Source organism: Rugamonas sp. GW822-FHT03B10 (genome assembly GCF_058801745.1).
Genome location: NZ_JBXANP010000001.1, coordinates 271,473 through 296,525 on the forward strand (window position 1 = coordinate 271,473; position 25,053 = coordinate 296,525).

The window sequence follows — 25,053 nt, forward strand, 5'->3', positions numbered from 1 at the left end:
TGGTGCCGACTGCCGGTTTCGAACTGGCCACCTGATGATTACAAATCAACTGCTCTACCAAATGAGCTAAGTCGGCGAAACTTGTACGGTGCGGATTATAGCTTATTTAATTCGCGTGAGGGTGGGGCGGCCACCCTTTTTGGGCGGGTCGGTGTCGTCGTCCGGGGCGCCGGCGGAGGCGCTGTCGGGCTCGCCCTGGGCCGGCGGCACGGCGGCCAGCGATGGTGCGGACGGGGCCGGTTCCGGGGCCGGTTCGGCGTAGCCGGGCTGGGTTTCGAACGCCATGCCCTGGCCGTTCTCGTTGGCGTAGATCGCCATCACGTTGTTGACCGGGACGAAGATTTCACGCGAGACGCCGCCGAAACGGGCGTGGAAGCGGATGCTGTCGTTGTCCATCTTGAGGCCGGAGGTGGCGCCGAAACTGATGTTGAGGACGATCTCGCCCTTCTTCACATATTCCATCGGGACCGTGGTCGCGCCATCGACCTTGACGGCCAGGTAGGGGGTGTAGCCGCTATCGGTGCACCATTCGTAGATGGCGCGCAGCATGTAGGGCTTGGTTGAGATTTCGGACATGATGAGTCAGCAGTAAAACGCGGCGCGCCGCCGCTGTGGGCGAAGGCGTGCCGATACTTCGAGTGAGGCGGTCGGCGTCCGCTTCGAAGTCATTTCAAAAAGCCCCTGGCGTCGTTGCGGTGCCTTGCCGTGCTAGCGCACTGTCTTCGGCACCACGCCTAGCCATGGTCATTTTGAAACGACTTCTTAGCGGCGCATGACCTTTTCCGACGGGGTCAGCGCTTCGATGTAGGCGGGGCGCGAGAAGATGCGCTCGGCGTACTTCATCAGCGGCGCGGCCGTCTTCGACAGTTCGATGCCGTAGTGGTCGAGGCGCCACAGCAGCGGGGCCACGGCCACGTCCAGCATCGAGAACTCGTCGCCCAGCATGTACTTGTTCTTCAGGAACAGCGGCGCCAGCGTCGTCAGGCGGTCGCGGATCTCCGCGCGCGCCTTGTCGTGGCTCTTGTCGTTGCCCTTGGCGCGTTCGCTTTCCAGCACGTGCACGTGGACGAACAACTCCTTCTCGAAGTTGAACAGCATCAGGCGCGCGCGCGCGCGCATCAGCGGGTCGGCCGGCATCAGTTGCGGGTGCGGGAAGCGCTCGTCGATGTACTCGTTGATGATGTTCGATTCGTACAGGATCAGTTCGCGCTCGACCAGGATCGGCACCTGGCCATACGGGTTCATGGTCGAGATGTCTTCCGGCTTGTTGAACAGGTCGACGTCGCGCACCTCGAAGTCCATGCCTTTTTCAAACAGGACCAGACGGCAGCGCTGGGAAAATGGGCAGGTCGTACCCGAATAGAGAACCATCATTTTTATAGTTCCTTAGAAACAAAGAGGGTGAATCCGAAAAAACGGATCACCCTGGATCGCCCGCCAACGCGGGCCACGCAAACACATGCGCCGCCACGTCGCCGCGGCGGCGCACAATCTTATTTGACTTCTTTCCAGTAGGAGGCGTTCAAACGCCATGCCAGCAAGGCGAACAGCGACATGAACATCACCACCGCCACGCCGAGGCGCTTGCGGGTTCCCTGGGCAGGTTCAGCCATCCATTCCATGTAGCCTACCAGATCGGCGACGGCCGTATCATACTCGATCTTGGACATCTTACCCGGCGTGACCTGCTCGAAGCCGGCGAAATGGTGGATTTTCTTGCCCGGTTCATGCGGATCGTCGATCTCTTCCATCTTGGCCGTCTGCACGCCTTGCAGTTCCCACAACACGTGCGGCATGGCCACGTTGGCCAGCACCAGGTTGTTCCAGCCGGTCGGGCGGGTGTCGTCCTTGTAGAACGTGCGCAGGTAGGTGTACAGATAGTCGCCGCCGGTGCCGGCGCCCGACGCCTTGGCGCGGGCGATCACGGACAGGTCGGGCGGCACCACGCCGAACCATGCTTTCGCATCCTTCGGATTCATGGTGGTGGTCATCATGTCGCCCACCTTCTCGCCGGTGAACAGCAGGTTGGCCTTGATCTGGTCTTCCGTCAGGCCCAGGTCCTTCAGGCGGTTGTAGCGCATGGAGGAGGCGTTGTGGCAGTTCAGGCAATAGTTGACGAACAGCTTGGCGCCGTGCTGCAGCGCGGCCATGTTGTTGGAACGGTCGGGTGCCTTGTCCAGCGGATAGCCACCCTCGTTGGCCAGTGCCAGGCCTGGCAGCAGGGCCAGCATGGCGAGCAATTTCTTCGTGAAATTCATGTAATGTCCTTTGTGTGCTGAGCGTGGGTCGGCTTAGTGCGCGTGGAACGTCACACGGTCCGGCACTTTCTTGAAGCTACCCATGGTGCTCCACCACGGCATCAGCAGGAAGAAGCTGAAGTAGAACAGCGTGCACACTTGCGAAATCATGGTCTTGGTTTCCGTTGGCGGCTGGGTACCCAGGTAGCCCAGCGTGATGAACGCCAGGCCGAACAGCAGGTACACGTATTTGTGCCAGTTCGGACGGTAGCGGATCGACTTCACCGGCGAGTGGTCCAGCCATGGCAGGAACGCCAGGATCACGACCGAGCCGCCGAAGAACACCACGCCCCAGAACTTCGCGTCCAGCACCTGCGGCAGCATGCCGATGATGGCCAGCAGGGCGATGCCGGCGATGGCGGCCTTGACCTTGCTTGGCAGGCGCGACTTGAGCCACACGAACGACACATAGGCGGCCGTGGCGAACATCAGCACGTACATGAAGTCGGCCGTGGTGGCGCGCAGCACCGAGTAGAACGGCGTGAAGTACCAGGTCGGGGCGATGTGCAGCGGGGTCTTGAGCGAATCGCCCGGCAGGAAGTTGTTGTACTCCAGGAAGTAGCCGCCCATTTCCGGCGCGAAGAACACCACGGCGCTGAAGATGGTCAGGAACACGGACACGCCGAACAGGTCGTGCACGGTGTAGTACGGGTGCGACGGGATGGAATCGACCGGATGGCCGTCCGGACCCAGGTTTTCCTTCACCTCGATGCCGTCCGGATTGCTCGAACCGATCTCGTGCAGCGCGATCAGGTGGGCGGCAACCAGGCCCAGCAGCACCAGCGGGATCGCGATCACGTGGAACGCGAAGAAGCGGTTCAGGGTGGCGTCGGACACCACGTAGTCGCCGCGGATCCACAGCGACAGGTCGGGGCCGATGAACGGAATGGCGCCGAACAGGTTGACGATCACCTGTGCGCCCCAGTACGACATCTGGCCCCATGGCAGCAGGTAGCCGAAGAACGCCTCGGCCATCAGGCACAGGAAGATGGCGAAACCGAACAGCCAGATCAGTTCGCGTGGCTTGCGGTAGGAACCGTACATCAGGCCGCGCGTCATGTGCAGGTAGACGATGATGAAGAACGACGAGGCGCCGGTCGAGTGCATATAGCGCACCAGCCAGCCCCACGGCACTTCACGCATGATGTATTCGACCGAACCGAAGGCCAGGTTGGCGTCCGGCTTGTAGTGCATGGTCAGGAAGATGCCGGTGACGATCTGCAGCACCAGCACCAGCATGGCCAGCGAACCGAAGATGTACCAGAAGTTGAAGTTTTTCGGGGCGTAGTACTTGCCCCATTGGTCGTTCCACAGCTTGGTCAGCGGGAAGCGGTCGTCGACCCAGCCCAGCGCCTTTTGCGCCACCGGTGCGTCGGCGGGGAATTTGGTTTCTTTGAAAGCCGCCATATTATGCCTCGCCCTTTTCGTCTTTACCGATGACCAGTTTGGTGTCGCTCAGATACATGTGGCGCGGCACTTGCAGGTTGTCCGGCGCCGGTTTGTTCTTGAACACGCGGCCGGCCAGGTCGAAGGTCGAACCGTGGCAAGGGCACAGGAAGCCGCCGGCCCAGTCGTCGGGCAGCGAGGGCTGCGGACCGGGCGCGAATTTGGACGAGGGCGAGCAGCCGAGGTGGGTGCAGATGCCGACCGCCACCAGGAATTCCGGCTTGATCGAGCGCCATTCGTTGCGCGCGTACTCGGGCGTGAATTCGGCCGGATTGCGCTTCGAGTCCGCGTCGGCCACCTTGCCGTCCGTTTGCTTGAGCGAGGCGATCATCTCCGGCGTGCGGCGCAGGATCCACACCGGCTTGCCGCGCCATTCGACCGTCTTCATCTCGCCCGGGTTGAGGGTGGAGATGTCCACTTCCACCGGCGCGCCGGCGGCTTTTGCCCGCTCCGACGGCTGGAATGTACTCACCAAGGCTCCTGCGGTGCCTACACCGACCACACTGCCCGCCGCACACGTGGCGACGAGCAAGCCACGTCGGCCGGAATCGACCTGCTTTTCGTTACTCATACAAACCCCAATCAGTCAAAATGCGAACAAAACTCGAAAGCTTACGATGCGCTAAGATAGCCGCTAATAACCTTAAATTATATGTGAACCGTGTTGCGAGTTAAAGCAAAAACGTTGCCCAGACCGTAAGTGAGATCAAGCCGGAGCCACTCAGGACTTGAATTTCCGCAACCCCGTCCCGAAGTGGGCGCACCCGCCTCGCCAAACTGATGCAAATCAAGCTTATAGCGCAAAAAGCATGCGTTGCGTGCAACTCTATGCGTTGTTTGGCTTCTAAATGAATCAATAGTATGATCGAGTGGCAACTTTGTTCAAAATTGACCACATAGCGAGGATAAGAAGATGGCAATGATGCAGGAATTTAAAGAATTCGCCATGAAGGGCAACGTGGTCGATCTGGCCGTCGGCGTGATCATCGGCGGCGCGTTCGGCAAGATCGTCGACTCCCTGGTGCAAGATATCATCATGCCGCCCATCAGCAAGCTGTTCGGCGGCCTCGACTTCGCCAACTATTACCTGCCGCTCAATGGGCAGGACCCGGCGCTGAGCCTGGTGGAGGCGAAAAAGCTCGGGGCTGTCTTCGCGTACGGTAACTTCGCCACCATCCTGTTAAACTTCGTCATACTGGCGTTCGTGATCTTCCAGATGGTACGCCTGATGAACAAGGCGCGCCACCTGGCCGAACCGGTCAAGCCGGCCGAGCCGGAAGCGGCGCCGCCCACGCCGGAAGACGTGGTGCTGCTGCGCGAGATCCGCGACGCCCTGAAGAACCGCTAGACCCCGGCCATGCCCGCGCGCACCAGCGCGGCGTGCCCACCTGATAGAAACGCTATGCGACGACTGTGGTTATTGTTTGCGCAAACGGTGACCATCGTACTGGCACTGTATTTTGTCTATACGGCCCTGGGCAACGGGGCCGTGGGCGGGCGGGCGCCCGCGTCCGCCGGTCCGGCGCCGGCATTGGCGTTGCCGGCGTCGTCGGCGCACAGCTCGGGCAGCTACCGCCTGGCGGCCGCGCGCGCCATGCCGGCCGTCGTCAACATCCTCACCAGCAAGGCGCCGCGGCGCGGCAAGCATTTGCTGCGCGACCCGTTCTTCAAGAAATTCTTCGGCGACCGCGACGGCGAGCCCGACGATGAGGAATCGAGCCTCGGCTCGGGCGTCATCGTCAGCCCGGAAGGCTACATCCTGACCAACAACCACGTGGTGGAGGCGGCCGACGAGATCGAAGTGGTGCTGGCCGATGGCCGCAAGTCGGCCGCCAAGGTGGTGGGCACGGATCCGGAAACGGACCTGGCCGTCATCAAGATCGGCCTCGACAAGCTGCCCGTGATCGTGCTGGGCCAGCCCGAGCAAGCCCAGGTCGGCGACGTGGTGCTGGCCATCGGCAACCCGTTCGGCGTGGGCCAGACCGTCACCATGGGCATCATTTCCGCGCTGGGCCGCAACAACCTGCACATCAACCACTTCGAGAACTTCATCCAGACCGACGCCGCCATCAACTTCGGCAACTCGGGCGGCGCGCTGATCGACACCAACGGCAACCTGCTCGGCATCAACTCGGCGATCTACTCGCAGACCGGCGGCTCGGTCGGCATCGGCTTCGCCATCCCCGTCTCCACCGCCCGCTCCGTGATGGAGGCGATCATCAAGTCCGGCCACGTGGTGCGCGGCTGGATCGGGGTGGAGACCCAGGAGATCACGCCCGAGCTGGCGGAAAGCTTCGGCCTGAGCCGGCAGAGCGGCGCCATCATCGCCGGCGTGGTGCGCAACGGCCCGGCCGACAAGGGCGGCATGAAGCCGGGCGACATCCTGCTGTCGGTGGAAGGCCGGCCGGTGGCCGACACCAATGAAGTGCTGAACCTGATCGCCCAGCTCACGCCGGGCGGCAACGCCAAAATGACGGTGCTGCGCAAGAGCCGCGAAACCACGCTCGACATCGTCGTGGGCAAGCGGCCGGCCGGCGTCAAATAACCTCACCGGAACCTGCATGCACCTGCGCGACCTGACCCATTACCTCAACGAGCTGGAACAGAACAACAACCGTCCCTGGTTCATCATGAACAAGCCGCGCTACGACATCCTGCGCGAGGAGTTCCTGCAGGTGGTGACGGAGCTGATCGCCGCGCTGGGCAAGTTCGATCCGGCCGTCAAGTTCTGCAATCCCAAGAAGGCCATGTTCCGCATCAACCGCGACGTGCGCTTCGCCCACGACAAGAGCCCGTACAAGACCCGGTTCTCGGCCGCCATCGCGCCCAACGACATGCGCCGGCCCAGCAAGGCGGGCGGCCCGACCTATTATTTCCAGATGGATGGCAACGGCAAACTGTTGTTCGGCGCCGGCGAGTACATGCCGCCGCCGGGCCGGCTGCGCGCCCTGCGCCAGCTGATGGTCGACGACGCGGCCGGCTTCACCAAGGTGCTCAAGAACAAGCGCCTGCGCGCCACCTTCGGCGACATCCAGAACGAGGGCAAGCTGATGCGTCCGCCCAAGGGTTTCGATCCCGAGGCCGAGCACATCGAATACATCAAGCTGAAAAGTTTCTTCGTGTGGACGGAGATCGACTTGCCGATCAACCGGCCAGAGCAACTGGTGCCCACCATCGCCGGCGGCATGCACGATGCGTTCGCGCTGGTGACCTGGATGCGGCAGGCGAAAGAGGAAGAAGCGGCCGAATAAGGCCGCCAGGGCGACTTAGTTGCCGCTGTCCGGCGCGATCTTCTCGTCGCGCGGGTCGCGCGCCAGCAGGCGCGCCACCATGGCCTTGGGCGGCACACCGTCGAACAGCACGCCGGCCACGGCGTTGGTGATGGGCATGTCCACGCCCAGCTTGGCGGCCAGGTCGCGCACGGCCTTGGCGCACGGCACGCCCTCGGCCACGTGGCCCAGTTCCTGCACGATCACGTCCAGCGGCTTGTCCTGGGCCAGGCCCAGCCCCACGCGCCGGTTGCGCGACAGGTCGCCGGTGCAGGTCAGGATCAGGTCGCCCATGCCGGTCAGCCCCATGAACGTTTCCACCTGGCCGCCGAGGCGGGTGCCGAGCCGCGTGATTTCGGCCAGGCCGCGCGTGATCAGCGCGGCGCGCGCGTTCAGGCCCAGGCCCAGGCCGTCGGCCACGCCGGTGGCGATGGCCAGGATGTTCTTGACGGCGCCGCCCACTTCCACCCCCACCAGGTCGGTGCTGGCGTACACGCGGATATTGCCGCCGTGGACGGCCGAGACGACGGCCTCGCGCAACGGCGCCGAGTCGGAGGCGATGGTCAGCGCGCAGGGCAGGCCGCGCGCCACTTCCTGCGCGAACGAGGGGCCGGACAGGGCGCCGGCCGGCACGCTGTCGCCGAGCACCTGGCGCACGATCTGGTGCGGCAGCAAGCCGGTGCCGTATTCGAAGCCCTTGCACAGCCACACGAGCTTGCCGATGGCGCGGCTTTTCAGTTGCTCCAGCAGCGGGCGCAGGCCGGCCACCGGGCAGGCCGCGATCAGCAAGCCGTCCGGGCCGGCCGCGTGGGCCACGGCCGCGTCGAAATCGGGCTCGACGGTCAGGCCGGCCGGGAACGGGAAGCCGGGCAGGTAGTGCTGGTTCTCGCCGGCCGCCGCCATGGCCTGCATGGCGGCCGTGTCGCGGCCCCACAGGCGCACGGCGTGGCGCTGCGCGAGGGCGATGGCCACGGCCGTGCCCCAGGCGCCAGCGCCCAGCACGGTGATGTTGCGCGCGACGGCGGTCTTATTGCTTGATTGGTCTTGCATGGCGCCTCGGGCAGCGTTGTATGGGCGGCACCGGGCCGCCCGGGCCTCACAGGCCCCAGATGTCGGTATTCTTGATGTAGCCGGTCAGGCCGTCGCGGTGCCGCACCTTGACCCAGCCGCCGGCGGCCGGTTCCAGCAGTTCCAGCAACACGCCCTTGTCGGCGGTGAACACGGGGGCGCCATTGTCGTCGGCCGTGGCGCGGATCTTGACGTTGGCGCTGCGCACGATCACGTTGCGCTTGGCGCTCAGGCCCTTGGCCTCCGTCCACGCCAGTTCGCCGCTCAGGTCGCGCACCTTGACCCATTCGCCATAGGTCAGCACCACTTCCAGCGGCGTGCCGCGTGGAACGATGAACAGCTTGCCGCCCTTGGTGGAGGGGGCATCGTACAAAATGGCCGGGGCCGCGCCCACCGTCTTGAAGTCGAACGCCTGGCTGGTGGCCGCGGCCAGCATCAGCAGGGCGCCTGCGATCCAACGGGGTAATGTCATTGCTTGCCTTAATGGTAACAGACCGGCGGGCGCGTGTGACGCGGCGCGCCGGTCTGGCTTGCTGTGCTGCTTAGAAGTCATCTCAAAAAGCCCATGGCGTCGTTGTGGCTCCTTGCCGTGCGGGCGCACGGTCTTCGTCGCCACGCCTCGCCACGGTCGTTTTGAAACGCCTTCTTAGTTTGCTGGGGTGGCGTCGCCGTTGGCCTTGGCGGCCGCTTCGGCCATCGCCGCCATGCGCTGCTGGTAGAACACTTCGAAGTTGATCTCCGCCAGGTGCACGGGCGGGAAGCCGGCACGGGTGATCACGTCGGCGATGTTGGCGCGCAGGTAAGGGTAGACGATGTTCGGGCAACCGATGCCCAGCAGCGGATCGAGCTGCTCGGCGGGGATGTTGCGTGCCTCGAAGATGCCGCCTTGCTTGCCTTCGACCAGGAACGCCACTTTGTCCTTGATCTTGGCGGTCACGGTGATGGTCACGGTCGACTCGAAGATGCCGTCGGCCAGGGGCTCGGCGCCCACGTCCAGTGCCACTTCGATGGTCGGCGCTTCCTGTTCCAGGAAGATGGCTGGGGAATTCGGTTGCTCCAGCGACATGTCCTTCAGGTAGACGCGTTGGATTTGGAATACTGGTTGCAGGTTTTCTTCAGACATGGAACGCTTTCGTTATAGTGGACACGAGCGGCGGTCGCCGCCCCATATAGGTTTGTTTGCGAGGTCTTCTGGAAGGCTCAAATCAAACGCGAGGGCAATTGTATCAAAACCAATTCAAAATCCGACGATTTCCACCCTCACGTTGTATTTGGGGTGTTTTAACCTTTTAACAAGGGGTCCAGGCCGCCCGCCTGGTCGAGCGCGTACAGGTCGTCGAAGCCGCCCACGTGGGTGTCGCCGATGTAAATCTGGGGCACCGTGCGGCGGCCCGTGCGTTCCATCATTAGCACGCGCTGGGCCGGATCGAGGTCGACGCGGATCTTGTTGATGTCGGTCACGCCCTTCGCTTCCAGCAGGCGCTCGGCGCGCACGCAGTAGGGGCAGACGGCGGTGCTATACAGGGTTACGGGTGCGCTCATGCGGCTTCCTTCCATTATTTCGACAGCGGCAGGCCGGCGGTTTTCCACGCGGCAACACCACCATCCAGATTGACGACATCGGCGAAGCCGGCCTTCTGCAACAGGCCGGCGGCCGAGGCGGCGCGCGCGCCGCTCTGGCACACCACGATCACGCTCTTGCTTTTCGCGCCATCGAGTTCGCCCACGCGCTTGGCCAGGTCGGCCAGCGGGATGTTCTTGGCGTTAGGCAAGTGTCCGGTGGCGAACTCGGTGGCGTCGCGTACATCCACAATGGTGGCTTTGCCGCGGTTTATCAACTGGGTCACTTCCAGCGCGGAGGCGCGCTTGCCGCGTTGGGTCAGGGCCGGCCACAGCAGGGCGCCGCCCGAAACGAGCACGATGGCGATGATGAAAATATTATCAATGAAGAATTTCACGGTGGTCCAATGGTTGAAGTTGATGCGCGCATTATAAAATAGAAGGCTGGAAGAGTTCTGTTAGCCGCGTCTTTCTGTCCGTTCACTCCTTTTTGAAGATAGTCCTATGTACAAAATCGTATTCATGCGCCATGGCGAATCCACCTGGAACCTGTCGAACCGCTTCACCGGCTGGACCGACGTCGACCTGACGGAAAAGGGCATCGCCGAAGCGACGGCGGCCGGCGCCGTCCTGAAGGAAGCCGGTTTCACCTTCGACCTGGCCTACACCTCGGTGCTCAAGCGCGCCATCCGCACCCTGTGGCTGACGCTGGACGCGATGGATATGATGTACTTGCCGATCAAGCATGACTGGCGCCTCAACGAGCGCCACTACGGCGCGCTGCAGGGCCTGGACAAGGCGGAAACGGCCGCCAAGTACGGCGACGACCAGGTGCTGGTGTGGCGCCGCAGCTACGACACCCCGCCGCCGCCGCTGGCCGAGAACGACGACCGCACCTCGTTCAACGACCCGCGCTACGCCGGCCTGCCCAAGTCGTCGATCCCGCTGACAGAATGCCTGAAGGACACCGTGGCGCGCGTGATGCCGGCCTGGGACGAGGAGATCGCGCCCGCCATCCGCGCCGGCAAGCAGATCCTGATCTCGGCCCACGGCAACAGCCTGCGCGCCCTGATCAAGATGCTCGACGGCATCAGCGACGAGGACATCGTCGGCCTGAACATCCCCAACGGCCAGCCGCTGGTGTACGAGCTGGACGCCGACCTCAAGCCGATCCGCCACTACTACCTGGGCGACGCGGCCGCCATCGCGGCGGCGCAGGCGGCCGTGGCCAACCAAGGGAAGGCCAAGTAATTTGCCGCTGCCTCAAGTCCCCCGCGGCCGTGGCCGCGGCGTAGCCGTGCTGTTGTGCGCCTTGCTGTCCCTGGCCCTGGCCGGCGGCGCGGCGCACGCGCGCACCACGGAACGCGCCAAGCAGAAAGCGGCGGCCGAGGCCGAGCGCGCCGGCTTGCAGCAAAAGCTCAGCGCCCTCAAGCGCGACATCAGCAAGACCGAGTCGGCCAAGGACGACGCGGCCGACACGCTGGCCGAGTCCGAGCAGGCGATCTCCGACGCCAACCGCACGCTGCGCGACCTGACGGCCGAGCAGGCCGCCACCAACGACAAGCTGGCCCGCCTGTCGGTCGAGCACGACCGGCTGGTGGTGACGGTCGAGCAGCAAAAGCAGCAACTGGCGCGCCTGCTGCGCCAGCAGTACGTGGCGGGCAACGAGGACCGCATCAAGTTATTGTTGTCAGGTGACAACCCCAACCGCATCAACCGCGACCTGCAGATGCTGGCCTATGTGTCGCAGGCGCAGGCCCGTCTGCTCGAGGCCTTGCGGGCCAATCTGAAGGCCGTGGAAGCCAACCAGGCCGAGGCGCAGAACGCCAAGGACGAGCTGGCCGAGATCGCGGAAGAAGAATTGCAGCAAAAAGCCTTGCTCGAGCAGGAGAAGGGCCGCCGCGCGGCCTTGCTGGCCACGCTGTCCAAGCGGCTGGTGGCCCAGCGCAAGGAAGCGGGCAACGTCGAGCGCGACGAGCAGCGCATGGCCGGCCTGGTCGACAAGCTGTCGCGCCTGATCAAGGAACAGGCCGAGGCCGCCGCCGCCGAGCAGCGCCGCCAGCAGGAACTGGCCGCCGCCCGCGCCGCCAAGGCCAAGGCCGACGCGCAGGCGAAGGCCCAGGCGCTGGCCCAGGCCCGCGCGGCCGAGGCCGCGGCGCGCGCCGAACGCGAGCGTCTGGCCAGGGCCGGCAAGACCGGCGCGGCCGTCAAGCCAGCGCCGGCGCCCGCCAAGCCGCCCGTGAAGCTGGAACCGATCGACGCGGACGAACCCAAGGTCGCCCAGCAGGCGAAGCCGGAACCGAAGGACGAGCCAGCCGCCAAGCCGGCCGACATCGCCCTGGCCCCGGCCGCGCCGGCCGGCGCGTTCGAGGCCCTGAAGGGCCGGCTGCGCGCGCCCGTGGCCGGCAAGCTGGCCGCCCGGTTCGGCGCCAAGCGCGGCGACGGCCCGAGCTGGAAGGGCGTGTTCATCCGCGCCACCGAAGGGGCCGACATCCACGCCATCGCCGCCGGCCGCGTGGTGTTCGCGGAATGGCTGCGCGGCTTCGGCAACCTCATCATCGTCGACCACGGCGGCCAGTACATGAGCATCTATGGCAATAACCAGTCGCTGCTCAAACGGGCCGGCGACATCGTCAAGGCCGGCGACGCCATCGCCAGCGCCGGAAACAGCGGCGGTAACGAAGAATCAGGTTTATACTTCGAGCTTCGCCACCAGGGCCGTCCGTTCGATCCGGCCGGTTGGGTCAGGTTCTAGCGTTTTCCGCCGTTTTAGTCCGCCGTTTTAGGCCGCAGAGGTTTCATGGGCAACAAAGTCAAGAGTTTCGGCCTGATCGGCCTGGGCATGGTGGCCGGCATCGCGGCCTCCCTGCAGTTTTCCGCCATCGCCCAAAAGGCCGGCGTGTCGCCCCTGCCGCTGGAAGAGCTGCGCCAGTTGTCGGATGTGTTCAGCCTGATCAAGTCCGACTACGTGGAAAGCGTGGACGACAAGAAGCTGCTGACGGAAGCCATCTCCGGCATGGTGTCGTCGCTCGACCCCCATTCCGTCTACCTGGACAAGAAGGCGTTCAAGGAGATGCGCGAGACGGTGGCCGGCAAGTTCGTCGGCATCGGCATCGAAGTGGGCATGGAGGATGGCTACATCAAGGTGGTGTCGCCGATCGAGGACACGCCCGCGTTCAAGGCCGGCATCAAGGCCGGCGACCTGATCACCCGCATCGACGGCAACCCGATCAAGGGCCTCACGCTGGAGGAGGCCGTCAAGAAGATGCGCGGCGAGCCCCATTCCAAGGTGGTGCTCAACATCACCCGCAAGGACCTCGACAAGCCGCTCACGCTGACCATCGTGCGCGAGGAGATCCGCGTCCAGAGCGTCAAGGCCAAGCTGATCGAACCCGGTTACGCGTGGGTGCGCATCTCGCAGTTCCAGGAACCGACCGTGGAGGACATGGCGAAGAAGATCAGCGCCCTGTACGCCCAGGAGCCGCACATCAAGGGCATGGTGCTCGACCTGCGCAACGATCCGGGCGGCGTGGTGCCGGGCGCGATCGGCGTGTCGGCCGCCTTCCTGCCCAAGGACGCGGTGATCGTGTCCACCAACGGCCAGCTGCTCGAATCGAAACAGACCTTCTACGGCCGCCGCGAGTTCTACGCCGGCCGCAACGGCGGCGATCCGCTGGCCAAGCTGCCGGCCGCGCTCAAGGATGTGCCGCTGGTGGTGCTGGTCAACGGCGGCTCGGCCTCGGCCTCCGAGATCGTGGCCGGCGCGCTGCAGGACTACAAGCGCGCCATCATCATGGGCTCGCAGACCTTCGGCAAGGGCTCGGTGCAGACGCTGCGCCAGCTGACGGCCGACACGGCCGTCAAACTGACCACGGCGCGCTACTACACGCCGCATAACCGTTCGATCCAGGCCAAGGGCATCGTGCCCGACCTGCTGGTGGACGAGACGGCCGACGGCGACGGCTTGAACGGCTTGCGCGTGCGCGAGGCCGACCTGCAGAAGCACCTGGGCAGCGACGATGGCCAGGATGGCGCGCAAGGCGCCGTGGCCCGCGCCGACAAGCGCGACGAGCTGGAGGAGGAACAGCGTCTGCTGGCCGCGGCCCGTAAGCAAAAGCCGTTCGAATACGGCTCCAAGGACGACTTCCAGCTGGCGCAGGCGCTCAACCACTTCAAGGGCTTGCCCGTCAAGCTGGCCAAGGCCGAAGGCGCGGCCGTGGCCGACGTGAAGGCGGATGCCAAGCCGGCCACCAAGTCCGACGTGGACGCGATCCCGGCCGTCAAGACCGACGCCAAGGCGGATGCCAAAGCCGACGCAAAGGCCGACGCCAAGGCCGACGCCAAGGCCGACGCCAAGGCGGACGCCAAACCCGACACCAAGCCGACTCCGACCAAAAAATAAGCGGCCGGCGCGCGAGTGCCGGTCCAGTCCCACTACCGATGAACGACTCGCAACTGCTGCGCTACTCGCGCCACATCCTCCTCGACGAAATCGGCATTGAAGGCCAGACCGCGCTGTTGCAGTCGCACGCGCTGGTGATCGGCGCCGGCGGCCTCGGTTCGCCGGCCGCGATGTACCTGGCCTCGGCCGGCGTGGGCAAGCTGACCCTGGTCGACAACGACACGGTGGACCTGACCAACCTGCAGCGCCAGATCGCCCACACGACGGCGCGCGTGGGCCAGCCCAAGGCCGCCTCCGCGCGCCTGACGCTGGAGCAGATCAATCCAGAGATCGTTATCGAGGCGCTGGTCGAACGGGTGGACGACGCCCGCCTGGCCGAACTGGTGGCGGCGGCCGACGTGGTGCTCGACTGTACCGACAACTTCGCCACCCGCCACGCCATCAACCGCGCCTGCGTGGCCCACGACAAGCCGCTGGTGTCGGGCGCCGTGATCCGCTTCGACGGCCAGGTCAGCGTGTTCGACCCGCGCGGCGGCGACCAGCCGTGCTACTCCTGCCTGTTCCCGCAGGACCAGCAGTTCGAGGACGTGGCCTGCTCCACCATGGGCGTGTTCGCGCCGCTGGTGGGCGTGGTGGGCGCCATGCAGGCGGCCGAGGCGCTCAAACTGATTATGGGCATCGGCCAGTCGCTGGCCGGCCGGCTGCTGCTGCTCGACGGCCTGCACATGGAGTGGACCAGCATCGCCGTTGCCCGCAACGGCGACTGTCCCGTGTGCGCCGGACACCACCCGCCGGCCGCATAGTCTCAAAAAATTCAATGCAAGACGACGTTCCATCCTTTCCCTAAAAAACGGAGATCCCCACGATGCTGAACCGCCTTTCCCTGTTGTCCCTGGCCCTGGCCGCCGCGTTCGGCGCGTCCGCCCATGCCGCCAGCACCACGCAATACCTGATCATCGCCGAGAACGGCAAGCAGATCGGCCAGCAGGTGGTGCGGCACGAAGACGATGGCCTGACCAAGGTGAGTTTCAGCTACAAGGACAATGGCCGCGGCCCGGAACTGGAGGAGCAGTTCCGCCTCGGCGCGGACGGCACCATGACCGAATACACGGTCAAGGGCAGTTCCACCTTCGGCAACGCCGTCAATGAACATTTCGTGCGCCACGGCGACCGCGCCGAATGGAAGTCCAGCTCCGAGCAGGGCAGCAAGACCGTCAGCGGCCCGGCCGCCTACCTGCCGTTGAACAGTTCCTTCGAGGTGGTCTCGGCCGGCATCGGCGCGCTGGCCGCCACGGCCGACGGCAAGCTGCCGCTGCTGCCGTCGGGCACCCTGAGCCAGCGCGTGATCGACACGGTGGAAGTGACGGGCGACGACGCGGCCCACCCGCAAACCCAGACCGTGCAGCTGCTGGCGCAAACCGGCGTCGGCCTGTCGCCGTCGTTCTACTGGGCCACCACCGGCGCCAAGCCGCGCCTGTTCGGGGTCGTCATTCCCGGTTTCGCCACCATGCTGGAGCAGGGCTGGCAGCACAATGGCGCGGCGCTGGCCGTGCGCCAGAAGGCGGCCGAGAGCAAGATGCTGGCCGACGTGGCGGCCCAGCTGCAACACCCGCTCACCGGCCTGACCGTGGTGCGCAACGCGCGCGTGTTCGACAGCGAGAAGGCCACCGTGGGCGCGCCGTCCGACGTGTACGTGCTGCGCGGCCGCGTCACGGCCGTGCTGCCGGCGGGCGCGCCCGTGCGCGGCGCCGTCAACCAGATCGACGCGGCCGGCCGCATCATGCTGCCCGGCCTGTTCGACATGCACGGTCACGTGGACCGCTGGTCCGGCGCCCTGAACCTGGCGGCCGGCGTGACCAGCGTGCGCGACATGGGCAACGACAACGCCCAGTTGCAGCAGATGCTCGATGAGACCATCGCCGGCAAGCTGCTGGCGCCGCAGGTGGTGCCGGCCGGTTTCCTGGAAGGCGAGAGCCCGTATTCGGCCAACGGCGGCTTCGTCATCAAGGATCTGGCGCAGGCCAAGAACGCGATCGACTGGTACGCCGAACATGGCTACCCGCAGCTGAAAATCTACAACTCGTTCCCGAAAGAGATCCTCAAGGAGACGGTGGCCTATGCCCACAGCCGTGGCATGCGCGTGTCCGGCCACATCCCGGCCGGGCTGCGCGCGCAGCAGGCGCTGGACGCCGGCTACGACGAAATCCAGCACATCAACCAGGTGCTGCTGAACTTCCTCGTCACGCCGACCACGGAAACGCGCACGCTGGAGCGCTTCACGCTGCCGGCGGAAAAAGTGGCGGGCCTGGACTTCAATTCCAAGCCGGTCAGGGATTACGTGGCCGAGCTGGCGAAAAAGCAGATCTCGATCGACCCCACCATGTCGGCCTTCGCCTTCTTCAAGCAGCGCGACGGCGACATGAGCGAGCCGTTCGGCCCCATCGCCGACCACATGCCGCCCGACGTCAAGCGCGGCTTCTCGGTCGGCACCATGAAGATCGCGGACGACGCCACCTACCGGCGTTATCGGAAATCGTACGACAAGATGGTGCAGTTCGTCGGCATCCTGTACCGCGCCGGCGTGCCCATCGTGGCCGGCACCGACGATCTGGCCGGCTTCACGCTGCAATCGGAACTGCAATTGCTGGTCAAGGCCGGCCTCACGCCGGCCCAGGCGCTGCAGGTGGCCACCCGCAACGGCGCGCGCTACACGCGCACCAGCAATGAGCGCGGCAGCGTCACGCCGGGCAAGCTGGCCGACCTGGTGCTGGTGGACGGCGACCCCACCAAGGACATCGCCGACGTGCGCAAGGTGGCCGCCGTCATCACGCGCGGCTACCTGATCTACCCGCGCGAGATCGACGCGGCGCTGGGCATTACGCCGTTCGTCGAGCAGCAGCCGGCGGTGCAGGCGCTGGCGCCGGTGTCGACCAACCACGCCTCGGCCGGCGGCAACGACGGCGCCCGCGCCCGCATCGAAGCGCTGGCCCGCCAGCGCGACTAACGCCGGGAGCGTGGCATGCGATTAACCCCGCTTTAAGCGTGGCCCGGGCATAATCGTCGGCGCGGTTTTGCTGGCCGCGCCGGTTCGGCCTTATACTCAGCACTCTTTTCAAATATTTAACCTACTTTTGCCGGTCCAATGAAAAAACAGTCCATCCCCCGCCGCGCCGCGCGCGGTTTTACGCTGATCGAAATCATGGTGGTGGTGGTCATCATGGGTGTGCTGGCCGCGCTGGTCGTGCCCAAGCTGCTCAGCCGCACGGGCGAGTCGAAGATCGCGGCGGCCAAGGTCGATATCGCCACCGTGATGCAGGCGCTCAAGCTGTACAAGCTCGATAACCAGCGCTATCCGACCACCGAGCAGGGCTTGCAGGCGCTGCTGAGCAAGCCCACCACGGGCCCGGCCGCCAATGGCTGGAAGTCCGGCGGCTACCTGGAGAAGATGCCGAAAGACCCGTGGGGCAATCCCTACCAGTACCTGTCGCCCGGCATCAAGGGCGAGATCGACGTGTTCTCGCTGGGCGCCGACGGCCAGCCGGGCGGCACCGGCGATGATGCCGACATCGGCTCCTGGGACAATTAAGGCGGGAGCCAGCTGTCATGCGCGCCGTGTCGCGCGGGTTCACCCTGATCGAACTACTGGTGGTGATGGTCATCCTGGGCATCACGCTGGGGCTGGTGTCGCTCAACGCCATGCCGAGTCGCCAGCAGGGCATGCAGCAGGAAGCCCAGCGCATCGCTCTGCTGCTGCAGCTGGCGCGGGACGAGGCCATCGTGCGTAACCGCCTGATCGCGTTCGAGGCGGAGTCGGACCGCTACCGCTTCCTGGTCCGCAACGAGCAGCGCTGGCAGACCGTCACCGGCGACGATCTGCTGCGCGAGCGCGAATTCAAGCATGCCCCCATCACGTTGTTGCTGGATCCGCCGTCCACCACGCCCGGGCCCAGCCTGCGCATCACGTTCGGCCGCGAGCCGGTCGACAAGCCGTTCGTGCTGACCCTGGCCAGCGACAGCGGCACGGTCGCCATCCGCGCCGACGGCATCGGCCATTTCACGGTCGACTGAACCATGGGCCGCATCCCGTCATCCTCCGTCCGCCGCCAGCGCGGCTTCACGCTGCTGGAAGTGCTGGTGGCGCTGGTCATCGTCGGCACGGCGCTCGGTGCCTCGCTGCGCGCCGTGGGCAGCCTGACCCAGAACAGCAACGGCCTGCGCAGCGCCATGATGGCCACCTGGTCGGCCGAGAACCGGCTGGTGCAGATCCGCCTGGCCCGCACCTTCCCGCCCGTGGGCAAGCAGAGCTTCGACTGTCCGCAGGGCGACCTGCAGCTGGTGTGCCAGGAGGAGGTGATCGCCAGCCCCAATCCGCGCCTGCGCCGGGTCGAGGTGAGCGTGGTGGACCAGAACAATCCCGAGCGCCGCATCATCAAGCTGGTGCAACTGGTGCTGAACCAATGACGACGCGGCGTCATCGTCCGCGCATGCGCGGCTTCACCCTGATCGAACTGCTGGTGGCCATTTCCATCCTGGCCATCGTGGCCGTGCTGGGCTGGCGCGGGCTAGATGGCATCATCCGTTCGCGCCAGGCGTTGACGGCGCAGATGGAGCAGACCCGCGGCATGCAGCTGGCGTTCGCGCAGATGCAGAGCGATTGCGAAAACCTGGCGCCCACCGCGCTGCTGCATGGCCGCGCCAACCTGCTGGCCGAGACGGACCGTTTGACGCTGGTGCGCACGGTGCTGACGGAGAATGAGCCATCGCGCCTGCTGGTGGTGTCCTACCGCGTGCGCGACGGGGTGCTGCTGCGGCGCGAATCGGCGGCCACCCGCGACTTGGCGCAGCTCGACATGCTGTGGCAGGGCGCGCGCAGCGACACCGATCCGGCGCCGGCCGTCACCCTGCAATCGGGCCTGACCGGGATGACCATGCGGTTGTGGCAGAACGGTAGCTGGCGCGCGGCGGCCAGCGTCTCGCTGCCGGCTGCGGGCCCGCAGCAGGTCACGGTCACCTCCGGCCAAGGTGGACAAGGCGGTCAAGGCGGTCAAGGCGGCGCGCCGGGCGGTGGGGGAGGGGCGAATCCGCCCACCGCCACGCAGGTGACGGCGCCGCTGTCCAACAACGCGCCGACGGGGTTGGAAGTGTCGTTGCAGATGCCGGGGCTGCCGACGGCGCTGGTCAAGATCTTCCTGCTGGGGGCCGTATGATGGCGCGCCGCCCGCGTCCCTTGCTGCGCCAGGGCGGCGTGGCCGTCGTCACGGCGCTGCTGCTGACCACGTTGGCCGTGACCATCGTGGCCAGCCTGTTCTGGCAGCAGCAGGTGCAGGTGCGCTCGATGGAGAACCAGCGGCTGCAACTGCAAACGCGCTGGATCCTGCGCGGCGCGCTGGACTGGGCGCGTCTGATCCTGCGCGAGGATGGCCGGACCGGCGGCGGCAAGGTCACGACGTTGGACGGCGTGTGGGCCACGCCGCTGGCAGAAACCCGGCTGGACCAGTACGTGGAACGGGAGCGGGTGGAGGGTGAGAACTTCAACGCTACTTTGTCAGGCCGGATGACGGATGCCCAGTCGCGTTACAATCTCGCCAATCTTGCGGAGGCCCGGGTGCCGTTGGCGGAGCAGGTGGCCGTGTTCCAGCGCTTGTTGACGGTGTTGCAGCTCGATGGCTCGCTGGCGCAGGCCGTGGCCGACGCGGTGGCGCGCGCGCAGCAGCCCGCGCCCCAGGGGCAGGCCGCGTCGAACGCGCTGCCGGTGCAGGCTGGCGTCGAGCCGATGGAGATGATGCGGGTCGAGGACTTGCTGGCGGTGGCCGGTTTCACGCCGCAGGCGATCGAACGGCTGCGCGATTTCGTGATCGTGCTGCCCACGCGGACGGCCATCAACGTCAACACGGCGCCGGTGGAACTGCTGGCGGCGCTGCCCGAGAATTTTTCGATGGCCGAGGCGGCGGCCCTGGCCTACCACCGCAAGCAGGCATCCTTCAACTACGTGAAAGATTACAAGGATCAGTTGTACGGCAAGCAGGTGAGTGGCAAAGTGGCCATCGACGTCAGGAGCGATTACTTCCTGGTGTTGAGCCAGGTGCGGCTGGATCGCGCCAACCTGGACGCGCAGGCGCTGATACAGCGCGAGAACGGTGTGAATTTCAAGACAGACCTGGTCTGGATACGGCAAAACTGAGATGGCGAAACACGAAAGCGAGCTCCTTTGACTACCCTATTTATCCGCTATCCGGCCAAGGCCAGCATCGACAGCGGCGCGGCGCAGGCCTGCCCGTTCGCGCTGGTGGGCGACGGCGGCAATGTGCTGCAGCAGGGCGCATCGCCGCTGGGCAGCCTGGCCGACATGGTGGCGTCCGCGCGGCGCGTGACGCTGCTGCTGGCCGCGCCCGACGTGACGCTGCTGCGCGTGAGCGTGCCGCCGCTGTCGCCGGCGCGCCTGAAGGCGGCCCTGCCGGCGCTGGTGGAAGAACACATCCTCGGCGATCCGGCCGACTGCGTGCTGGCCGTGGGCCCGGCGCCGGACGGCGGCGCCGAACGCACGGTGGCCGTGGCGCAGCGCGCCTGGCTGGAAGTGCTGGTCAAAGCCTTGCAGGCGCAGGGCGCGCACAGCATTGCGCTGCTGCCGGCCCAACTGTGCCTGCCGCTGCAGCCGGGCGCCGTGTCGGCCGCGCTCAGCACCAATGATGGTGGTTGTGAACTGACGCTGCGCCAGTCGCAGACGGATGGCCTGGGCCTGGCCCTGCCGGCCCAGCCGGAAGCTGTGCTGCAAACGCTGCGCGCGCTGGCCGGCGATTCGCCCGTCACGCTGTACCTGCCGCCCGTGGAGCTGCGCCGCTACGAGACGCTGGCCGCCGCGCAGCCGGCCGGGCAGCCCGCCATCACGCTGCAGGAGGACCAGTGGCCGCACTGGATCGCCGCCGCGCGCACGGCCGCGCCCGACCTGGCCGCCGCCGTGGGCGCCAGCGGCCTGTCGGCGCGCCAGTGGCAGCGCTGGCGCTGGCCGCTGCGGCTGGCCGTGCTGGCGCTGGCCGTCAACGTGGCGGGCATGAACATCGAATGGCTGCGCCTGAAGCGCGAGGCCGGCCAGTTGCACCTGTCGATCCAGCAGATCTTCAAGTCGGCCTATCCGAACGAGTCGATGCTCGACCCGGTCGCCCAGATGCGCCAGCACATCGCGGCCGCCAGCGCCGACAATGGCGCGCTGGCCGGCGATGAATTCGGCGCCCTGGCCGCCGCCTTCGGCGAAGCGCTGGCCAGCCTGCCGGACAAGAACATCGTGGCCACGCTCGAATACCGCGAGCGCGCGCTGCAGGTGAAAGTCAAACCCAACATGGTCGATGCCGCCGCCATGGGCCAGATCCGCGCGGCGCTGGCCGCGCGCAAGCTCGATCTGTCGGAAGCGGCGCCCGGCGTATGGAAGATCCGCGTCGGCACCGGGAGCAAAGCATGAGCACATTGAAAGCGTCGCTGGCCCAGTACCGCGCCGGCGCGGAGCAATTCTGGCAGGCGCGCACGGAACAGGAGCGCAAGTTCCTCACCGTGGGCGGGGCCGTGGTGGGCGTGGCGCTGGCCTACGCGGTGTTGCTGGCGCCGGCCATGGAAGGGCGAGTGAAACTGCGCAAGGAACTGCCGCAGTTGCACCAGCAGGAGGCGGAATTGCAGGCGCTGGCGTTGCAGGCCTCCGCGCTCAAGGGCCAGGCCCGGGTGGCGCCGCCGGCCATGACGCGCGACAGCCTCACGGCCAGCCTGGCCGCGCGCAGCCTGACGGCGCAGTCGGTCGCCATCACGGGCGAATACGCGCGGCTGCAATTGAATAACGTGTCCTACCCCGGCCTGATCGACTGGCTGGCCACCCAGCGCCGCGACGGCCGCATCACGGTGGAGGAGGCCGTGATCAACGGCCTGCCCACGGCCGGCCAGGTGGACGCCTCGCTGACGCTGCACCAGGCGGGCCCGCAATGACGGGGCGCCGGTCCATGCGCTCCGTGGTGCCTGCTCCATGAAGCGGGCCGCGTTGTGGCTGCTGACGATCGCGCTCAGCGCCATCGTCACGCTGCTGGTCTGCTTCCCGGCCAGCTGGCTGGGCGCGCTGGTCGAGCGCCAGACGGGCGGACGTTTGACGCTGGGGGACGCGCAAGGTACGCTGTGGCGCGGTTCGGCCTTTATCGGCGGCGCGGCCGGCGGCAACGGCCCCGTCACCCCGCTGCTGCCGGGGCGCTTCACGTGGCAGGTGTCGCCGCTGGCGCTGCTGGGCGCCGTGGAACTGCGGCTGGAGAACAGCGAGGCGCTGGCCCAGCCCGTGACGTTCCGTGGCGGCTGGCGCCAGTGGCAGCTCAGTCCATCGGCCCTGCTGCTGCCGGCCGAAGGCTTGTCCGGCCTGGGCGCGCCGCTCAACACGATCGCGCCGGCCGGCACCATGCGGCTGTCGTGGACGGCGCTGGAGCTGGCCGTGGCCGGCGGCGCAGTCAGCGTGAACGGCCGCACCACGCTGGAAATGACGGACATGGCGTCCAAGCTGTCGGCGATCCGGCCGCTGGGCAGTTATGCGCTGGCGCTGGACTGGCATGGCCAGCAGGCGCAGCTGACCTTAAGTTCGGTCAAGGGGCCGTTGCTGCTCAGTGGCAGCGGCAGCCTCGATCAGGGCCGTCTGCAGTTTTCCGGGCAGGCGCAGGCGGCCGATGGATATGAAGATACGCTGGCCAACCTGTTGAATTTGTTGGGCCAGCGCCGTGCAAACAGCGACAAGAACATCATCGCCTTAGAGTTCAGACAATGAAAAAACAGACCGTGAGCAAACCGACCCTTCCCGCGCTGCGCCGCCTGAGCGCGGGTGCGCTGTTGTGCTGCGCCGTGGCCGCCGCCGCCGTGCCGCCTGCCGCATGGGCCGCCAACGATGATGCCGCGCTCAATTTCGTCGGCGCCGACATCGAATCGGTGATCAAGGCCGTGGGCCACTACACCAACATCACGTTCGTGATCGATCCGCGCGTGAAGGGCACGTTGACGCTGGTGTCGGAGAAGTCGATCAGCAAATCGCAGGCGTTCTCGCTGCTCACGTCGGCCCTGCGGCTGCAAGGCTACGCCGTCGTCAGCGGCGACGGCTACGCCAAGGTGGTGCCGGAAGCGGAGGGCAAACTGCAATCGGGGCCGACCCTGATCGGCACGGCGCCCAGCGCCATCAAGGGCGACCAGATCGTCAGCCAGGTGTTCCACCTCAATTACGAGTCGGCCGCCAACGTGGTGACGGTGCTGCGGCCGCTGATCTCGCCCAACAACACCATCAACGCCAATCCCGGCAACAACTCGGTCGTCATCACGGACTACGCGGACAACCTCAAGCGCCTGACCAAGATCATCGCCGCGCTCGACGCGCCGGCCGCCACCGACCTGGATGTGATCCCGGTGCGCTACGCCATCGCCAGCGACCTGGCCACCATGGTCAACAAGCTGATGGAGACGGGCGCCGGCAGCGGCGCCACGGACGCGGGCCGCGTCAGCGTGCTGGCCGATCCGCGCACCAACTCCCTGATCCTGCGCGCGCCGTCGGCCGCGCGCGCCAACCTGGCCAAGTCGCTGATCGCCAAGCTCGATCAGCCGACGGCGGAACTGGGCAACGTGCACGTGGTCTACCTGAAGAACGCGGAGGCGACCAAGCTGGCGCAGACGCTGCGCGCCGTGGTCTCGAACGACGCCTCGGCCGGCGCCACCAGCGCCACGGGCGGCGCGGCCCAGGGCGGCACCGGCGGCCAGTCCGGCCAGGCGGGGCAGGGCGGCATGGCCGGCGCCAACCAGGGCACGGGCGCCAGCAGTGGCCCCAGCAATCCGCTGCTGAGCAACAGCGCCGCGCCGCAGCAGGCCGGCTCCAGCTCGGCCGGCTTCATCCAGGCCGACGCCTCCACCAACACCCTGATCATCACTGCGCCCGAATCCGTGTACCGCAACCTGCGCGCCGTGATCGACCAGCTCGACGTGCGCCGGGCCCAGGTCTACATCGAGTCGCTGATCGTGGAGGTCACGTCCGACAAGGCGTCCGAATTCGGTGTGCAGTGGATGGGCGCCACCGGCAACGAGAACAGCACCTACCGCATCGGCGGGCTGCAGTCCTACAACACGGGCGGCGCCAACAACAACATCGCGGCGCTGGCCCTGTCGCAGCGCGCCGGCACCAGCACCACCACCACCGCGCCCACGCTGCCCGGCGGCGGCCTGTCGATCGGTGTGTTCAAGCAGGTGGCCGGCCAGCTGGGCCTGGGCGCGCTGGCGCATTCGCTGGAATCGGACGGCAACGCCAACATCCTGTCCACGCCCAACATGATCACGCTCGACAACGAGCTGGCCACCATCCAGGTGGGCCAGAACGTGCCTATCCTGACGGGCCAGTTCACCACCACCTCGGGCACCAACTCCAACCCGTTCCAGACCATCGACCGCAAGGAAGTGGGCCTGACGTTGAAGGTGCGGCCGCAGATTTCCGAAGGCGGCACGATCAAGATGGCGATCTACCACGAGACCTCCAGCGTCGATAAATCGACCCTGACGGCGCAGGCCGGCATCACCATCAACAAGCGCGTGATCGAGAACAACGTGATCGCCGACGACGGCCAGATCATCGTGCTGGGCGGCCTGATCGAGGACACCACGGGCGACGGCACCGACAAGGTGCGCGGCCTGGGCGACATCCCCATCCTGGGCAACTTGTTCAAGTACCAGACCCGCAGCCGCAAGAAGACCAACCTGATGATCTTCCTGCGCCCGGTGGTCATCCGCAACAAGGAGCAGAGCACCAGCCTGGCCACGGATCGTTACGACTACATGCGCAACGAACAACTGGGCATCAAGCCGGCCGACAGCATCCTGGTCAACGACTTTGGCCAGCCCGTGGTGCCGCCGCTGGTCAACGGCCGTCCCGCCGGCAGCGCCACCGTGGCGCAGCCCGTGCCGCCGGCGCCCCAGCCCAAGCCGGACCAGGCGCCCGGCGCGGCCACGCCGGTGAAGAACTAGGGCGGCG

At 66.3% G+C, this 25,053-nt stretch carries 27 protein-coding genes and 1 tRNA gene; 17 read left to right on the forward strand and 11 right to left on the reverse strand.

What is annotated here, in order from left to right:
* The 6 genes from AC1RQG_RS01250 to petA form a co-directional block, all read right to left on the reverse strand.
* Positions 1-76, reverse strand: a tRNA-Thr gene (locus AC1RQG_RS01250).
* Positions 77-102: 26 nt separating this feature from the next.
* Positions 103-576 carry a ClpXP protease specificity-enhancing factor gene (locus tag AC1RQG_RS01255; RefSeq protein ID WP_493127509.1) on the reverse strand — a complete coding sequence of 158 codons (474 nt, stop codon included), beginning with the start codon at positions 574-576 and terminating at the stop codon, positions 103-105.
* Positions 577-762: 186 nt separating this feature from the next.
* On the reverse strand, positions 763-1,374 hold the full coding sequence (locus tag AC1RQG_RS01260; protein ID WP_017877976.1) for a glutathione S-transferase N-terminal domain-containing protein: 612 nt from the start codon (positions 1,372-1,374) through the stop codon (positions 763-765).
* Positions 1,375-1,493: 119 nt separating this feature from the next.
* Positions 1,494-2,258 (reverse strand): cytochrome c1, encoded by a 765-nt coding sequence (locus tag AC1RQG_RS01265; RefSeq protein ID WP_493127511.1) that lies wholly within the window; start codon positions 2,256-2,258, stop codon positions 1,494-1,496.
* 33 nt (positions 2,259-2,291) lie between these two features.
* Positions 2,292-3,704: a cytochrome b gene (locus AC1RQG_RS01270; RefSeq protein WP_493127514.1), complete on the reverse strand. Its 1,413-nt coding sequence runs from the start codon at positions 3,702-3,704 to the stop codon at positions 2,292-2,294.
* Between the two features lies 1 nt (position 3,705).
* Positions 3,706-4,314: a ubiquinol-cytochrome c reductase iron-sulfur subunit gene (petA, locus tag AC1RQG_RS01275; protein ID WP_493127516.1), complete on the reverse strand. Its 609-nt coding sequence runs from the start codon at positions 4,312-4,314 to the stop codon at positions 3,706-3,708.
* 342 nt (positions 4,315-4,656) lie between these two features.
* On the opposite strand from petA, the gene mscL reads away from it, so the two are divergent.
* Genes mscL through AC1RQG_RS01290 form a run of 3 tightly spaced genes read left to right on the forward strand, consistent with a single transcriptional unit; the run spans position 4,657 to position 6,994 of the window.
* Complete coding sequence (gene mscL / locus AC1RQG_RS01280) at positions 4,657-5,091, forward strand: large conductance mechanosensitive channel protein MscL (protein WP_493127518.1); 435 nt, start codon at positions 4,657-4,659, stop codon at positions 5,089-5,091.
* 54 nt (positions 5,092-5,145) lie between these two features.
* The gene (locus AC1RQG_RS01285) at positions 5,146-6,288 is read left to right on the forward strand and encodes a trypsin-like peptidase domain-containing protein (RefSeq protein WP_493127520.1); all 1,143 of its coding nucleotides are present in this window, start codon (positions 5,146-5,148) and stop codon (positions 6,286-6,288) included.
* A 16-nt stretch (positions 6,289-6,304) separates the two neighbouring features.
* Positions 6,305-6,994 carry a DUF2461 domain-containing protein gene (locus AC1RQG_RS01290; RefSeq protein WP_493127522.1) on the forward strand — a complete coding sequence of 230 codons (690 nt, stop codon included), beginning with the start codon at positions 6,305-6,307 and terminating at the stop codon, positions 6,992-6,994.
* Positions 6,995-7,009: 15 nt separating this feature from the next.
* Here AC1RQG_RS01290 and AC1RQG_RS01295 read toward each other — a convergent pair whose 3' ends face one another.
* The 5 genes from AC1RQG_RS01295 to AC1RQG_RS01315 form a co-directional block, all read right to left on the reverse strand.
* The gene (locus tag AC1RQG_RS01295; RefSeq protein WP_493127524.1) at positions 7,010-8,062 is read right to left on the reverse strand and encodes an NAD(P)H-dependent glycerol-3-phosphate dehydrogenase; all 1,053 of its coding nucleotides are present in this window, start codon (positions 8,060-8,062) and stop codon (positions 7,010-7,012) included.
* Between the two features lie 46 nt (positions 8,063-8,108).
* Positions 8,109-8,552, reverse strand: a complete 444-nt coding sequence (locus AC1RQG_RS01300) for an SH3 domain-containing protein (protein ID WP_493127526.1) — start codon at positions 8,550-8,552, stop codon at positions 8,109-8,111.
* A 174-nt stretch (positions 8,553-8,726) separates the two neighbouring features.
* Positions 8,727-9,203 carry a protein-export chaperone SecB gene (gene secB, locus AC1RQG_RS01305; RefSeq protein WP_493127528.1) on the reverse strand — a complete coding sequence of 159 codons (477 nt, stop codon included), beginning with the start codon at positions 9,201-9,203 and terminating at the stop codon, positions 8,727-8,729.
* 158 nt (positions 9,204-9,361) lie between these two features.
* On the reverse strand, positions 9,362-9,622 hold the full coding sequence (gene grxC / locus AC1RQG_RS01310; protein WP_493127530.1) for a glutaredoxin 3: 261 nt from the start codon (positions 9,620-9,622) through the stop codon (positions 9,362-9,364).
* 14 nt (positions 9,623-9,636) lie between these two features.
* Positions 9,637-10,038 (reverse strand): rhodanese-like domain-containing protein, encoded by a 402-nt coding sequence (locus tag AC1RQG_RS01315; protein WP_493127532.1) that lies wholly within the window; start codon positions 10,036-10,038, stop codon positions 9,637-9,639.
* Positions 10,039-10,144: 106 nt separating this feature from the next.
* Between AC1RQG_RS01315 and gpmA the strand changes: the two genes are divergently transcribed.
* The 14 genes from gpmA to gspD all read left to right on the forward strand — a co-directional run bounded on the left by gpmA (position 10,145) and on the right by gspD (position 25,046).
* Complete coding sequence (gpmA, locus tag AC1RQG_RS01320) at positions 10,145-10,891, forward strand: 2,3-diphosphoglycerate-dependent phosphoglycerate mutase (RefSeq protein ID WP_493127534.1); 747 nt, start codon at positions 10,145-10,147, stop codon at positions 10,889-10,891.
* Between the two features lie 49 nt (positions 10,892-10,940).
* Positions 10,941-12,395 carry a murein hydrolase activator EnvC family protein gene (locus tag AC1RQG_RS01325; protein ID WP_493128214.1) on the forward strand — a complete coding sequence of 485 codons (1,455 nt, stop codon included), beginning with the start codon at positions 10,941-10,943 and terminating at the stop codon, positions 12,393-12,395.
* Positions 12,396-12,440: 45 nt separating this feature from the next.
* Positions 12,441-14,042, forward strand: coding sequence for a S41 family peptidase (locus AC1RQG_RS01330; protein WP_493127536.1), 1,602 nt, complete (start codon positions 12,441-12,443; stop codon positions 14,040-14,042).
* A 38-nt stretch (positions 14,043-14,080) separates the two neighbouring features.
* Positions 14,081-14,845 (forward strand): HesA/MoeB/ThiF family protein, encoded by a 765-nt coding sequence (locus AC1RQG_RS01335; RefSeq protein WP_493127538.1) that lies wholly within the window; start codon positions 14,081-14,083, stop codon positions 14,843-14,845.
* A 62-nt stretch (positions 14,846-14,907) separates the two neighbouring features.
* Positions 14,908-17,046, forward strand: a complete 2,139-nt coding sequence (locus AC1RQG_RS01340) for an amidohydrolase family protein (RefSeq protein WP_493127540.1) — start codon at positions 14,908-14,910, stop codon at positions 17,044-17,046.
* 138 nt (positions 17,047-17,184) lie between these two features.
* Complete coding sequence (gene gspG / locus AC1RQG_RS01345) at positions 17,185-17,628, forward strand: type II secretion system major pseudopilin GspG (RefSeq protein ID WP_493127542.1); 444 nt, start codon at positions 17,185-17,187, stop codon at positions 17,626-17,628.
* A gap of 17 nt (positions 17,629-17,645) precedes the next feature.
* Positions 17,646-18,110, forward strand: coding sequence for a type II secretion system minor pseudopilin GspH (gspH, locus tag AC1RQG_RS01350; protein ID WP_493127544.1), 465 nt, complete (start codon positions 17,646-17,648; stop codon positions 18,108-18,110).
* Positions 18,111-18,113: 3 nt separating this feature from the next.
* Positions 18,114-18,503: a type II secretion system minor pseudopilin GspI gene (gspI, locus tag AC1RQG_RS01355; RefSeq protein ID WP_493127546.1), complete on the forward strand. Its 390-nt coding sequence runs from the start codon at positions 18,114-18,116 to the stop codon at positions 18,501-18,503.
* On the forward strand, positions 18,500-19,249 hold the full coding sequence (locus tag AC1RQG_RS01360) for a PulJ/GspJ family protein (protein ID WP_493127548.1): 750 nt from the start codon (positions 18,500-18,502) through the stop codon (positions 19,247-19,249). The genes gspI and AC1RQG_RS01360 overlap by 4 nt, the downstream gene beginning before the upstream one ends.
* The gene (gene gspK / locus AC1RQG_RS01365; protein ID WP_493127550.1) at positions 19,246-20,223 is read left to right on the forward strand and encodes a type II secretion system minor pseudopilin GspK; all 978 of its coding nucleotides are present in this window, start codon (positions 19,246-19,248) and stop codon (positions 20,221-20,223) included. Before AC1RQG_RS01360 ends, gspK begins: the two co-directional genes overlap by 4 nt.
* Before the next feature lie 27 nt (positions 20,224-20,250).
* On the forward strand, positions 20,251-21,495 hold the full coding sequence (gene gspL, locus AC1RQG_RS01370; RefSeq protein ID WP_493127552.1) for a type II secretion system protein GspL: 1,245 nt from the start codon (positions 20,251-20,253) through the stop codon (positions 21,493-21,495).
* The gene (locus AC1RQG_RS01375; RefSeq protein ID WP_493127554.1) at positions 21,492-22,007 is read left to right on the forward strand and encodes a type II secretion system protein M; all 516 of its coding nucleotides are present in this window, start codon (positions 21,492-21,494) and stop codon (positions 22,005-22,007) included. Before gspL ends, AC1RQG_RS01375 begins: the two co-directional genes overlap by 4 nt.
* A 37-nt stretch (positions 22,008-22,044) precedes the next feature.
* Entirely contained in the window at positions 22,045-22,821 is a 777-nt protein-coding gene (locus AC1RQG_RS01380; protein WP_493127556.1) for a type II secretion system protein N, read from the forward strand.
* Complete coding sequence (gspD, locus tag AC1RQG_RS01385) at positions 22,818-25,046, forward strand: type II secretion system secretin GspD (protein ID WP_493127558.1); 2,229 nt, start codon at positions 22,818-22,820, stop codon at positions 25,044-25,046. The genes AC1RQG_RS01380 and gspD overlap by 4 nt, the downstream gene beginning before the upstream one ends.
* Positions 25,047-25,053 lie beyond the last annotated feature (7 nt).